The sequence below is a fragment of the Stenotrophomonas sp. 21LCFQ19 genome (genome assembly GCF_056861425.1).
The window spans coordinates 78,190-91,137 of sequence record NZ_JBSPUF010000011.1; the positions used below are offsets into that span (position 1 = coordinate 78,190).

Annotated in this window: 13 protein-coding genes; 10 read left to right on the top strand and 3 right to left on the bottom strand. The window is 59.6% G+C overall.

Annotation, left to right across the window (positions count from 1 at the left end; translation table 11 throughout):
- Positions 1-124: 124 nt before the first annotated feature.
- Both AC13FW_RS13280 and AC13FW_RS13285 read left to right on the top strand, forming a co-directional pair.
- Positions 125-442 (top strand): DUF2834 domain-containing protein, encoded by a 318-nt coding sequence (locus tag AC13FW_RS13280; RefSeq protein ID WP_482989373.1) that lies wholly within the window; start codon positions 125-127, stop codon positions 440-442.
- Positions 443-534: 92 nt separating this feature from the next.
- Complete coding sequence (locus tag AC13FW_RS13285) at positions 535-735, top strand: SCO family protein (RefSeq protein ID WP_482989374.1); 201 nt, start codon at positions 535-537, stop codon at positions 733-735.
- A 366-nt stretch (positions 736-1,101) separates the two neighbouring features.
- Here the strand turns inward: AC13FW_RS13285 and AC13FW_RS13290 are convergent, their stop codons facing one another.
- On the bottom strand, positions 1,102-2,511 hold the full coding sequence (locus tag AC13FW_RS13290; protein WP_482989375.1) for a DUF2130 domain-containing protein: 1,410 nt from the start codon (positions 2,509-2,511) through the stop codon (positions 1,102-1,104).
- A 2-nt stretch (positions 2,512-2,513) separates the two neighbouring features.
- The gene (locus AC13FW_RS13295) at positions 2,514-4,511 is read right to left on the bottom strand and encodes an ATP-dependent nuclease (RefSeq protein WP_482989376.1); all 1,998 of its coding nucleotides are present in this window, start codon (positions 4,509-4,511) and stop codon (positions 2,514-2,516) included.
- Positions 4,512-4,681: 170 nt separating this feature from the next.
- Here AC13FW_RS13295 and AC13FW_RS13300 point away from each other — a divergent pair, with 170 nt between their 5' ends.
- Positions 4,682-4,909 carry a hypothetical protein gene (locus AC13FW_RS13300; RefSeq protein WP_481509146.1) on the top strand — a complete coding sequence of 76 codons (228 nt, stop codon included), beginning with the start codon at positions 4,682-4,684 and terminating at the stop codon, positions 4,907-4,909.
- A gap of 130 nt (positions 4,910-5,039) precedes the next feature.
- Here AC13FW_RS13300 and AC13FW_RS13305 read toward each other — a convergent pair whose 3' ends face one another.
- Entirely contained in the window at positions 5,040-6,032 is a 993-nt protein-coding gene (locus AC13FW_RS13305) for a GlxA family transcriptional regulator (protein ID WP_482989377.1), read from the bottom strand.
- Positions 6,033-6,136: 104 nt separating this feature from the next.
- On the opposite strand from AC13FW_RS13305, the gene AC13FW_RS13310 reads away from it, so the two are divergent.
- The 7 genes from AC13FW_RS13310 (at position 6,137) to AC13FW_RS13340 (ending at position 12,874) form a co-directional block, all read left to right on the top strand.
- Entirely contained in the window at positions 6,137-6,685 is a 549-nt protein-coding gene (locus AC13FW_RS13310; protein ID WP_482989378.1) for a cysteine hydrolase family protein, read from the top strand.
- Positions 6,686-6,788: 103 nt separating this feature from the next.
- Positions 6,789-7,181, top strand: a complete 393-nt coding sequence (locus tag AC13FW_RS13315; RefSeq protein ID WP_482989379.1) for a hypothetical protein — start codon at positions 6,789-6,791, stop codon at positions 7,179-7,181.
- A gap of 630 nt (positions 7,182-7,811) precedes the next feature.
- Positions 7,812-8,723, top strand: a complete 912-nt coding sequence (locus tag AC13FW_RS13320) for an STM4015 family protein (RefSeq protein WP_481512379.1) — start codon at positions 7,812-7,814, stop codon at positions 8,721-8,723.
- Positions 8,724-8,745: 22 nt separating this feature from the next.
- Positions 8,746-9,855, top strand: a complete 1,110-nt coding sequence (locus tag AC13FW_RS13325) for an STM4014 family protein (RefSeq protein WP_482989417.1) — start codon at positions 8,746-8,748, stop codon at positions 9,853-9,855.
- Positions 9,848-10,663 (top strand): STM4013/SEN3800 family hydrolase, encoded by an 816-nt coding sequence (locus AC13FW_RS13330; RefSeq protein ID WP_482989380.1) that lies wholly within the window; start codon positions 9,848-9,850, stop codon positions 10,661-10,663. Before AC13FW_RS13325 ends, AC13FW_RS13330 begins: the two co-directional genes overlap by 8 nt.
- Complete coding sequence (locus AC13FW_RS13335) at positions 10,660-12,021, top strand: STM4012 family radical SAM protein (RefSeq protein WP_482989381.1); 1,362 nt, start codon at positions 10,660-10,662, stop codon at positions 12,019-12,021. Before AC13FW_RS13330 ends, AC13FW_RS13335 begins: the two co-directional genes overlap by 4 nt.
- A gap of 7 nt (positions 12,022-12,028) precedes the next feature.
- Entirely contained in the window at positions 12,029-12,874 is an 846-nt protein-coding gene (locus tag AC13FW_RS13340; protein WP_482989382.1) for an STM4011 family radical SAM protein, read from the top strand.
- Positions 12,875-12,948 lie beyond the last annotated feature (74 nt).

The window sequence follows — 12,948 nt, forward strand, 5'->3', positions numbered from 1 at the left end:
TGGCGTGCTGGCCTTCCTCGATCGCGCTGAAACTCCCGAGCGCGGCGCTGGACAAGCCCAAGCTTCCTTGGTCCGAGCGATAATCCACGCCAGAGATAACCAATCGAATCAGCCGGAGAGCAACATGCGGTTTGTTTACCTACTTCTCTGCATCGCAGGCACCGCCCTGCCCCTTGCCCAGTTCGTGCCATGGCTATCCGCCAACGGCCTCAATGTGCCGCTCTTACTGCAACAGGCGACGTCCAGCAAAATCGCCGCGTTCGCCTGGGCGGATGTCCTTATTTCGGGACTTGCGACAATTGCACTCATCTGTGCCGAGGGACGCAGGTTGGGAATGCGCCACCTGTGGCTGCCGCTGTCCAGCATCATGGTTGGCCCGTCGCTGGCGTTACCGCTGTTCCTATTACTCAGGGAGCGGCACTTGGCGACCCGCAAAGCCTGATGGTTCACCAGATTTTGACGATGAAGAGACCTGAATAGTCGATGCCGTACAGCAGCGGCATAGCCCGCTGACCGGCCGACCTCAACGGCAAGGTGACGTATCTATTCTTCGGCTTCACCAATTGCCCGGATGGCTTCCCCACCATGGTGGAGTTGAACCGCGTAAAGCACCTGATTCGCTCGGATGCCGACAAACCGCAAGTGATCTTCGTCAGCGTGGACCCGGCACGCCCGCCCCGCCGTCGCGGAGACCTGCGTCAAAAGCCTTCGACCCAACTGCGACCGCGCTGGTAGGTAACGACCTGCAGCTGCCCGCAATGGCGCTATCGTTCAAAGCTCTCTACACGACCGCGAAGAAGGTAAGCCCCCCGGGAGGTGTATTCGATGAGCCACACCCAAGCGCCTATGTATTCGGCCACCAAGGACGGCTGCGTTTGTTCGTGCCACACGGCATACCGGTATAGCAACTGTGCTCGGACGTGCAGCGGTTCCTACGTTGCTGATATCACAGCGGAGCCTAGCCGTCAGCCGACCAGCGCGCTAACACGAAAGCCCCTCTCCCTACGGGAGAGGGGTTGAGATAAGGGCTGGCCCCTTGGCTCCCTTAAATATCTAACGACGAACTAGCTAAATAGGTTCCAACGCCAACCCAACAGATGCTCACTCACCTTCGTCTGAGCCATCAGATTTTAGATCGGCGAACTTTGCAGCCATTGTGGGATTCCCCTTTGTTAGCTTCTTTACTGTCAGATCATCAGCCTTATTGTTGGCGAGACGCAGATTATTCTCTGATCCGAGCAAAGCTTCCTTTGTCTTCTGCAGATGATCAATCGTCTTATCTATCTCATCAATGGCTGTCTTGAACTTCTTCGACGCTAGTTCATAGTTCCGTGCAAAACCAGTCTTGAACGAATCAAGCTCGCTCTCGAAATTAGTGATATCGATGTTCTGCGCTCTCACCTGTATAAGCTCCGTCTTGTACTTCAAGGAACTCTGAGCGGCGTTTCGCAGCAATGTGATCATCGGAATGAAGAACTGCGGCCGCACCACGTACATCTTCTGGTAGCGATGAGACATATCCACAATCCCTGAGTTATACAACTCACTATCTGGCTCAAGGAGCGACACAAGAACCGCATACTCGCAACCCTTTTCGCTTCGATCCCTATCGAGCTCTTTCAAGAAATCTTCATTCTTTTTCTTTGTCGCGGTCTCGTCATTCTCGTTCTTCATTTCAAACATGACTGAAACCAACTCGACCCCAGAATCATCCAAGTCGCGAAAAATGTAGTCGCCTTTACTTCCAGTCCGCGCGTCGTTGTCCTTCTCGAAGTACGCCTTCGGAAATGCCATTGCACGAACTCGATTAAACTCAATCTCGCAGTGTTGCTCCAACGTCTCACCCACCATCTTGGTAGATAGCTTAGCTTTCATGTCTCTGAGGCGATGAATCTCCTCCTCACGATCTTTGATCTGAGTCTCGTACTTATCCTTGAGAGATTTTTCTGAAATTTGCTTCTCAAGAGTGGCGCGCTCAAGACCGCTTTTTAGCTGTTCTCGCTCCTTCTCCACAACACTAACGGCCTGAGCGATGGCAAGTTGCTGAGTCAGTTCGCCGGCATTCAATTTTGTCACCAAGGTCTGAATCTCAACCTCCTTGGCGGTGACCGCTTTGTACAACTCACTCGCAAGCTTCGCTTCAGCGAGCTTCGCAGAAGCCTCACTTTCACGTTTCACCTGCTGGATCTCAACCGCTAAGGCGTCTCGCTCTTTCTCTATAGCGCCCAAAGCCTCAGTAATGGCCAGCTTCCCGGCCATCTCACTTGCCTCGAGCGCCCCTCTTAGCTGAACCATCTCGGCGTCCTTCGCTGAAATCGCCTTCTGCATATCGCCGGCAGCTTTCATCTCAACGAGCTCAAGCGCGCTCTTCCCCTCCTTCGCAGCCAGCTGCAGCCGCTCCTCAAGCTGCCTCTCGAAGTCGATATCTCGAACTTGGCTCAATATCTTCGCGTATCCAGCCTCATCAATCTTGAAGGCAGTTCCGCAATGCGGGCAGACAATATCGTTCATGATCACTCACCTCTAACTTTTCGCAGTACTTGAACCAACATATCCGGCACTACTCCCTGAGCCTTTAGTGTTGCTACCCGATACGCGTACTGATTCTTTGCGAGGCTGATGCCAGCCGCCACCTCGAACTCGCAGCAAGCGGCCTGCCATTCCCCCCAGTTATCATCTAGAAATGACTCGAGATGATCTCGAAATATAGCCACTCGGTCAGCCACAATTTCTAGAGGAAAGTCCTCTTCATTCATTCCAAAATACTTCAATGCCGCGCGATTTCCAGCAACATGACTCGCTCGCTCTTTTTCGATCAGGGCAACCGCCTTGCCATTCCTTTTCGCGCGCTCCTCAAAGCCGACATCTGCATCGAAAAGCGCATACGCCGGCACACCTATAGCTGTCAAAATTGCATGCACGAGAGGGATTGAATTCTTCCCTCCTACCGGAACAACCGAGATGCCTTCAGCCTCCAGTGCCCCCAACTGCGCCCGGTCGCCGATGCCGCAGAATACGGATGCCTCCGTAGTCCCCTCCACAAGGAAGGCACGATTCGCGAAGAGCGCGATAGATAGCTGATTCGCAACAACACTATCAAGTTGACGATCCACAACATTGGTGTCAAGCACACCATCAAGTAGAAGTTTTACATCAGCAACCGTTGCGTGATGAAGCGACACAGTCGGAACTTTGTCCGATGATCTAGTGAGGCGTCGAACCTGGTGAAAACTCCTTGCCTCAACAAAATGAGGGCTATGTGTTGCGTAGACAACTTGAACTCGCTTATCCACATCCTCAGCTAGAGACCTAAGAACTTTAGCGAAAGTCTGCGCTTGAATGGGGTGTTGAAACAACTCTGGCTCTTCAATGGCAAGACAAATAACGCCATCTGACGACGCGGCACCTGACTGCGCCAAGAGTTGGAGGGCTGAAATCAGCAAAGTCCGCTGAAATCCATGCCCTTGTCGATCGATGGAAGTTTCCGCAGTTCCGTCTACCACAACAAGCTCGAAGGTGGTCCTTGGAGCCTTCATTTCGACTTCGGCCGGCGAAACCGTGACGGCTCGTCCGGGTGAGTAAGATCCAACAACGCTATTGAGCTGATCCGTCATTGCATCAAGCTGAGCCTTGAACTTCTCCTCGTAAACCTTCTGCTGTCGCGAGCGTGACTCTTCAACAATCTTCGCAATCTCTTCATCAGCTGCTGCGCGGTTAACTGATCGTTCGAGTATCCTTCCAATGATACTTGCCCTACCGTCGGCCGATTCTTCGCTAGCCCTTAGATCCGCGGTAACCAGAACAAAGTCGAAGAGTCCACTCATCTTCCCACCGCTGTTGAATCCGAAGAAGTTGGTCTGAAGCGTCTCCGGCGCATCGACAAGCATGTCCGTGTGCTGAGACTCCCAAGTCGTCATGGCCTGATCCACAGCTGCGCCGGTAGCCGCCGCAGGGAGTCCTAGATCCGCTCGGGCAGCGCGCAAGGCGGCGTAGGCGTCCTTCCTACCCTTGGCACCATCTATAGATTTAATTGCCTCAAAATCCGGGAATCCCTTTGCGTTCGCCGAGAGCACTTCAGCACCATCAGGACTCCGACGTTTCCACGCGGTGAAGGTATCGACACCAGCAGGCGCATACTTGCCGAGCGCTTCGCGATCCTTCTCTGTCAGATCTCCGAACGTAACTTGAACCTCTATGTTCTCGGAGGTATTACTAAAGGAACAATCCTTCTCTGTCAGCGCGCCTGGCTTGCCATTGAAATACCAGTCAAGAGCCCGCAACACAGTCGACTTGCCTGCACCATTCGGGCCAATAAACGTCGTTATGCAATCGAACGGAATAGATACATCCGTCAGCGCTCGAAAGTTCTTGATGCGCACCAAGCTTATCTTCACTAGATCTCCTTTTCCCACAACAACAAATCCTAGCCACAGGCTGCGCGTCCAGCGCAAGAAGTATTTCTTCGCCTTCAGAAATAGCAGGTCGATAGTCCCATCCACACCAGCGAACATGACCCCCAGCAGTCCTGACGAATCCCATTTTTTTCGTTAGCTCTGGCAACAGTTTTTTTCGTAAGAGAGTCCCCAAGCTCCAATCCAGCGAATGCTGTAGGATCCAGCTTGCCATAGATAGCGGCATTTCGTTACTTACTACTCAGCGGTCAAAACTCATGGAGAGTGCGATGCAGCAGTACAGAGATATCAACGGCGACTCGGGCGTGGCGGAGTATCAAATCGAACCCGGGAAAATTATCGTCCGGTTCTCGAAAGGGGGCACCTACCTATACGACAGCACAAAACCCGGCGCCCGTCATGTCGAGGAGATGCAAAGGCTTGCGCGGGCCGGAGACGGGCTCAATGCCTATATCAACAAATTTGTGCGCAAGGACTACGCAGAAAAAATAGATTGATTTAAGCAGGTCATTGGGCGGAAATTTCCTGACCACATTAAAAGCCACCGATCTATGATCTGTGGCTTTTTTTGCCACGCTTACACATAGGCGAAAAGTTTCGGCGCTACTACTGCAGTCACTTCGATTTTTAACTGGGACTCACAACTTGTAAACCACCAAACCGCCTCCGATACTCCCCAGGCGACAGCCCCACAACCCTACTGAACACCTTCCGGAACGACCCCGGATCGCTGTAACCCACATCCCAGGCAATTCGCTCCAGCGGCACGTTACTGCTCTGCAGCATCTCCCGTGCGCGGGCCACGCGTACGCGCTGGCAGTATTCGGTGACGGTCATGCCGGTGGCTTTCTGGAAGCGGCGCAGGAAGGTGCGCTCTTCCAGCCCTGCGCGTTGTGCGAGTTCGGCGGATGCGACCTGTTTGGCGTGGGTGTCGTGCAGCCATTGCTGCACGGCCAGCACTGCGGCGTCGCCGTGCATCAGGCGTGGCGAGAAACTGCTGTAGTAGCGCTGTTGGCGGCCGGGCGGGTCGATCAACAGCGTGCGTGCGACATCCAGCATCACTGCTGCGCCGAGGTAGCGATCTACCAGCCGCAGGCCGAGGTCGGTCCAGGCCATGGCGCCGCCTGCGCAGAAGATGTCGCCGCCGTCGATGAGCATCTGGTCCACGTCCAGCGTCACGTCCGGAAAGCGTGCGGCCAACAGTTCGGCGTATTGCCAGTTGGTGGTGATGGTGCGGCCAGCCAGGCGCCCGGTTTCGGCCAGCAGGAATGCGCCGGCGCAAACCGATGCGAGCGTGGTGCCGTCGTCGTGCAATGCGCGCAGCCAGCCCAGGTAGGGCGCGGCGGCTTCGGTGGAAATCGGCGGCTGCATGCTGGGCGGCAGGATCATTACCTGCGGTGTGCCGGTTGGCTGCTGGCTTGAGCTGTAGACGGCTTGCGGCGCTTGGCCGGGCGCTTCGATGCGCCAATGCGTGACCTGCAGTTCAGGAGTGGCGGGTGCTGCGCGTTCGCTGGCGAGCCTGCCGGCCAGGGCGCACAGGTCGGTCAGGCCGAGCACCGCCGCCAGCTGGGCGCCGGGATACAGCAGGATTCCCACTTGGATGTGACCGTCGGTGCGCATCTGTCGGTACAGCCCTCAAGAATGTCGGTAGCGCCTCTTCGTGATGGCAGGCCGGTCGCGGAGACTTCTCCCACACCATTCAACCACCCATCAGGGAGCCGTACATGAGCAAGCGCGCCATTATCGTCGTCGATCTTCAGAATGAATACCTTGCCACCGGCAAGCTGCCGCTGGTGGGCATTGATGCCGCCACCGCCAATGCGGTGCGCGTGATTGCCGATGCGCGGGCCAAGGGCGTGCCGGTGCTGCATGTCCGCCATGAATCCGCCAGCAGTGATGCGCCGATCTTCGTGCCGGGCTCGGACGGGGTGCGGATCATGGCCGCTGTCGCGCCCGTTGGCGATGAGCCGGTGATCGTCAAGAACCACGTCAATTCGTTCCGCGATACCGATCTGAAGCAGCAGCTTGAGGCGCGCGGTATCGAGGACGTGGTGGTGGTTGGTGCGATGAGCCATATGTGCGTGGATGCGGTGGTGCGTGCGTCGGCCGACATGGGCTATGCGGTCACCGTGCTGCATGACGCCTGCGCTACCCGTGACCTGGAGTTCAACGGCGTTGTGGCGCCGGCTGCGCAGGTGCATGCGGCAATGATGGCGTCGTTTGAATTTGGGTATGGGCGGGTTGTTGCTACGGATGCGTATCTGGCGGAGTGATCGCGCGAGGTGGCTTTGGCGATGGCTTTCAACTGGGTGGGTCTGGTACAACGCGGCACGGCGTTGCGGAGCAACGCTGGCCCGAACTACTGGACTTAACTCAATGCGATTCAAACCATCTCACCTGACTGCCCTTCTTCTGCTGGGCGTTGCTGCGCCGGCTTTTGCCCAGACGACCATCTGCAAGATCGAGGGTGATTCGATTGGCCCGGAGTTGATCTCCTGGGACACCAAGACGCAGCGGGCGCAGGTGAAGCTGCTGGGCGAGGACTTGCAGGGGAAGATGACCTGGAAGCGGAAGCACGATGATCTTGGGGACAAGGTCAACTTGAGCTTTACGCCTGCTGATCCGCTGTTTGGGGATGAGTATGAGTTTGTGGTGTTCCCTACCGAGAGTGGGCATCGGGTGATGGGGGTTGGGTACAAGTACTACAACGGGGTTAAGTATTTGAATATCAGCCAGGGGAACTATGTGGCTGTTTGTAGCTCGTTGTAGTTCTGAAGCTGGTTGCTTGGTTTTGTGGGGGCTGCGTTAGCTGCGAAGCTGGGGGTGCTTGATCTGTTGGGTTACTGCGTAGAGCACCCCTCCCCAACCCTCCCCTGCGCTGCGCGCAAGGGAGGGGGCTGAAGCTGGCTTCGATTTTGGCTGCTGCTTTGCTGGTTAGCTCTTCTTTTGTGGGAGCTGCGTTAGCTGCGAAGCTTGGGATGCTTGATCTGCTGGATTGCTGCGAAGAGCACCCCTCCCCGGCCCTCCCCTGCGCATTGCGCAAGGGAGCGGGTTGGAGCTGGCTTCGCTTTTTGCTGCTGGTTTGCTGGTTGGCTTTTTTTAGGAGCTGCGTTAGCTGCGAAGCTGGGGTTCTTGATCTGCTGGATTACTGCGAAAGGCACCCCTCCCCAACCCTCCCCTGCGCTGCGCGCAAGGGAGGGGGCTGAGCTGGCTTCGTTTGTTTCCTTGCTCGTTCCTTACGCGCTTCTTCTGCTTGCTTGTTTGCGCTTGATTGCTGCGCTAGCACAGCATGGTTACGGAATGGCGAAGGCTGTACGCGTTCCATCGAACGTGATGCATTGCTGCCAGCATTCGCATCCTCTCGGTTATGCTACGGCACCATTCCGGCAAGGACGTACCGTGACCATTGGCGAATACACGCAGGTTTATCGTGGCAAGAAAGTCGTTGACTTCAAGATGGGTGGCTCGGCCGTAGCCGGCGATGTCGCTTACCGCTTGATGCAGGAATACGACAGCGACGAGAGCCAGGAAGAACTGCTGGCCAATTTCTTCGAGCAGGTTGATCCAAAGTCGATTGAAGTGCTGGTCATCGGGGCATGGGATGAGGCTTCCAGCGATGGCCCGCAGGGACTGATCGATGGGCTGATTGCGCGCCGTGCCGAGCTGGGCAACCTGAAGGCGCTGTTCGTGGGCGACATGACCTACGAAGACTGCGAGATGTCGTGGATCAACCAGATCTCCTACAACCCGCTGCTGGAGGCCTTCCCGGGCCTGGAATCGCTGCGTATCCGTGGTACCTCCGAACTTGAACTGCAGCCCTTCACCCATGCGTCGCTGCAGGAACTGGCGATCGAAAGCGGTGGCCTGCCGAACGAGATCGTCATTGCCATCGCCAACTCCACGCTGCCGGCGCTGCGCCATCTTGAGCTGTGGCTTGGCGATGATGGCTATGGCTTCGATGGCGATGTGGCGGTCTACCAGCGCCTGTTGTTGGCGATCGGGCCGGAGCGCCTGCAGTACCTGGGCCTGCGCAACGCCATGATCAGCGACGAGCTGGCGGTGTGGCTGGCCGGTGAGCCGTGGCTGGGCACGCTGCAGACGCTGGACCTGTCGCTGGGCACCATCGGCGACGTCGGCGCGCAGGCGCTGTGCGAGAGCCCGAACCTGGGCAGCCTGCAGCGCATCGACCTGAGCCACCACTACATTTCCGCAGCCTGGCAGCAGAAGCTGCAGGCGCTGCCGTGCACGGTGGTGCTGGACGATCCGGAAGAAGAAGACGACGGCGACCGCTACGTGGCGGTGTCCGAGTAAGGCGAAGATGGCCAATTGGCTGTTGATCGGCCCGCGCGGCAGCCGCCGTATCGGGTGGCTGCAGCGTGCCCTGCACGATCAGGGCGCGCCTGCCGCGCATGTGTTCGATTACGAAACCCTGCTCGCCGAGCCCGCGCGGCTGCTTGAGGCACTCGCACAGGTGCCGGACGCGATCGTCAAGCTGGAGTCACCCGGCGAAGCGCCTGCGCTGCATCAGGCCTTGGTGCTGCGTGGCTGGGAGGTGTCCGGCGCTGTCGGCGATGCGCCTTTGCCTGCCGCACATGGCGAGCTGGTGCATCAACAGTTCTGGTATGCGGGCTTTGCCGATGTGCTGGCGTCGCTTCCAGCGGGGCCGCGCTATCTCAATACGCCGGCCGATCTGGCCTGCATGTCGGACAAGCTCCGCTGCCAGCACCTGCTGGCCGATGCAGGCGTGGCGGTGCCGCCCTTGTTCGGGGCGATCAGCGGCTATGAGGATCTGCGCGCCCGGCTGCGCGATGCGGCCTGCGAGCGCGTCTTCATCAAGGCCCGCTACGGTTCGTCCGGCGCAGGCGTGCTGGCTTACGCGCGCAACCGCGATGGCCGCGAGGTGGCCTATGGCTCGGCGGAGCTGGTGGAACAGGACGGCCGCTGGCGGGTGTTCAATTCGCTGCGGCAGCGTCGTTACGACCGGCACGACGATATCGCGCGATTGGTGGACTTGTTGGCCGAGCAAGGCGCCTACATCGAACGCTGGATTCCCAAGCCGACCGTGCCGGGCAGCGACGGCCGCCGCTATGACGTGCGTGTGGTCGCACTCGATGGCCAGCCACGGCAGCGGGTGGCGCGGATGAGCGCGGGCGCGCTGACCAACCTGCACCTGGGCAATGCCCGCACGCAGCTGGAAGCGCTGCTGGATGCCGATGCCATCCGCCATCTGGAAGCTGCCACGGTGAAGGCCGCGACTGCATTCCCCGCCAGCCGCATGATCGGCTTCGACCTGATCGTGCGCGGCACGCGCAGCTGGGTGCTGGAAGCCAATGGCTTCGGCGACCTGCTGCTGGACCTGCGCCATGACGGGCGCACCACTTACGAAGACCAGGCGCTGTTGGCGCCTGCGCGTTCTGCCATCAACGAGTACGCCCATGCTTGAGACCCGCTTGCCCGACATGCACCGCATCGTCGGCAGCCATGACGTGGTGATGATCACCCTGGATGCGCTGCGCTTCGATGCGGCCCAGCGCTGCTTCGAGCGCGGCGAACTGCCGGTGCTTGCGCCGCACCTGCCGGCCGATGGCTGGGAGCTGCGGCATACGCCGGGCAGCTTCACCTATGCGGCGCACTCGGCGTTCTTTGCCGGCTTCCTGCCCACGCCTGCGCGGCCGGGCCCGCATCCGCGCCTGTTCGCGCTGGAGTTTGAAGGCAGCGAGACCATCATGCCGGAGACCTTCGTGTTCTCCGGCCGTGCCGATATCGTCGGCGGCTTCCGTGACCAGGGCTATCGCAGCATCTGCATTGGCGGCGTTGGCTTCTTCAACCGTCGCAACGCGCTGGGCTCGCAACTGCCGGGCCTGTTCGAGGAAAGCCACTGGCAGCCCGAGCTCGGCGTGACCGCGATCGACTCCACCGCACGTCAGGTAGCACTGGCCTGCGAGCGCCTGCAGGCAGCGGGCGACCAGCGCTGCTTCCTCTTCATCAATGTCTCGGCCATCCACCAGCCGAACCGGCACTACCTGCCTGGCTGCGACGCGGATGGACTGGACAGCCACTGCGCCGCGTTGCGCTACGTCGATGGCGAGTTGGCAGCATTGTTCACGGCCTTGCGTGCGCGTGGGCCGGCCTTCGTGATCATCTGTTCCGACCATGGCACCGCTTACGGCGAGGATGGCTTCCACGGCCATCGCCTCGCCCACGAGACGGTGATGAACGTCCCCTATGCGCATTTTGTGTTGAGCCCATGACCGCCCATCGTTTGTCAGAGCTGCTGCGGCTCGAGCCCTACCAGGCCTATTCGTACTCCTACCCGCACAAGTCCGCGTACCGGCCGATCACCCAGCCGCCGCTGCTTGCCGATGCCTGGGCGAGTGAACCACGTGATGCGCTGTTCCTGTACCTGCACGTGCCGTTCTGCAGCTACCGTTGCGGCTTCTGCAATCTGTTCGCAATGGCGCGGCCGGCGCCGGCACAGGTGGAAGCCTATCTGGCGCAGATGGAGAAACAGTTGCGGGTGACTGCCGATGCCTTGGGCGAACACCGCTTCGTGCGCTTCGCGCTGGGCGGCGGCACGCCTACCTATCTGGATGCGCCGCAGCTGCAGCGGCTGTTCGACTTCGTGCAGCGCCACGCCAACATCGACCTGCATTCAATTCCTGCTGGCATCGAGGTGTCACCGGAAACCGTGGACGCGGCGAAGATGAAGATCTGCCGTGACGCCGGCATCGATCGCGTCAGCATGGGCATCCAGAGCTTCAGCGATGCGGAAGTGCGCTCGCTGGTGCGTCCGCAGCAACGCGCGGTGGTCGAGGAAGCCATCGCACAGATTCGTGCGGCGGGCATTCCAACACTCAACCTGGACCTGATCTACGGCATCGCCGGGCAGACCGTGGCCAGCTTCCTGACCTCGATCGACAGCGCCCTCGCCTTCCAGCCGGAAGAGCTTTACCTCTACCCGCTATACGTGCGCCCACATACCGGCCTGGACCGCATCGGTGCGAAGGAAGGCGGCAAGCGCTCCTTCGTCATTCATCCCGAGTCGGTGGACAACCGCCTGGCGCTGTATGAAGCCGGCCGCGAGCGTCTGCTTGCCGCTGGCTATGAGCAGGTCTCGATGCGCATGTTCCGCGCCGCCAACGCACCGGATTCCGGCGGGCCGGCGTACTGCTGCCAGAGCGACGGCATGGTCGGCATCGGCTGCGGCGCCCGCTCGTATACCAGCGGCCTGCACTACTCCAGCGAGTACGGCGTCAGCCGCCGCTCGGTGGCGGATATTCTTGCGCACTACCTGGAGCGCGATGAGGCTTCCTTCGCCCTCATCGACTACGGCGTGCGGCTGGATGAGGACGAGCGCCGTCGCCGCTTCGTCATCCAGTCACTGCTGGCGCAGCCCGGCCTGGATCTTGCGCAATACCGCGAGCGCTTCGGCACGGAGTGCTTCGACGACCTGCCGCAGCTGGATGAGTTGTTCGAACAAGGACTGGCCACGCGCGAGGATGCGCTGGTCGCGTTGAATGACACCGGGCTTGCCCGCGCCGACACCATCGGTCCGTGGCTGATCTCCGCTGGCGTTGCCGAGCGCATGCGCGACTACCAATTGGATTGAGCCGCGCATGCATCTTTCCATCCTCTATCGCGGGCGGCTGAGCAGTTGCAACTACGACTGCCCGTACTGCCCCTTCGCCAAGACCTACGACACCCGTGCCGCCCTGCGCCGCGACGCCGAGGACCTTGCACGCTTCGTCGACTGGGCGGAGCGGCAGACGATGGAGCTGTCGGTGTTGTTCACGCCGTGGGGAGAGGGACTGGTGCGCCGCCACTACCGCGACGCGATGGTGCAGCTGAGTCATATGCCGCATGTCCGCCGCGTGGTTATCCAGACCAACCTGTGCATCGGCACGCGCTGGCTGGATGAGGTCAATCTCGACAGCTTCGCGCTGTGGTGCACCTACCACCCGGGGCAAGTGACGCGCGCCGCCTTCTTGGCCCGCTGCAATGAACTGGCGCGACGCGGCGTGCGCTACACGGTTGGCATGGTGGCGATGCGTGAACATCTGGAAGATATCCAGCTGCTGCGCGGCGAACTGCCGAACGAGGTGCCGATGTGGATCAACGCCTACGACGAGCGCCCTGCCGGCTATTACAGCGATGCCGAGATCCAACAGCTGCAACGCGTGGACCCTCACTTCCTGTTCAACCTGGAACCTTCGGCAAGCCTGGGCGCACCCTGCTTCACCGGCGAAAACGTGGTGTCAGTGGATGGCGACGGTAACGTCAAACGCTGCCACTTCGTCGCCGAGCCGCTGGGCAATCTGTACGACGACAGCTTTGCGGCCCAGCTGCGACCACGCGGCTGCCCGAACCAGCGTTGTGATTGCTACATCGGTTATGCGCACCGCAAGGATCTGCCGTTCCAGCGGGATTATCCGGCTGGGGTTCTTGAGCGGTTTCGGGGATAGCGGTAGAGCCGGGTCAAAACCGGGGTCAGAGTGGGGTTTCGGAACGAAACCCCACTCTGACCCCGGTTTTGACC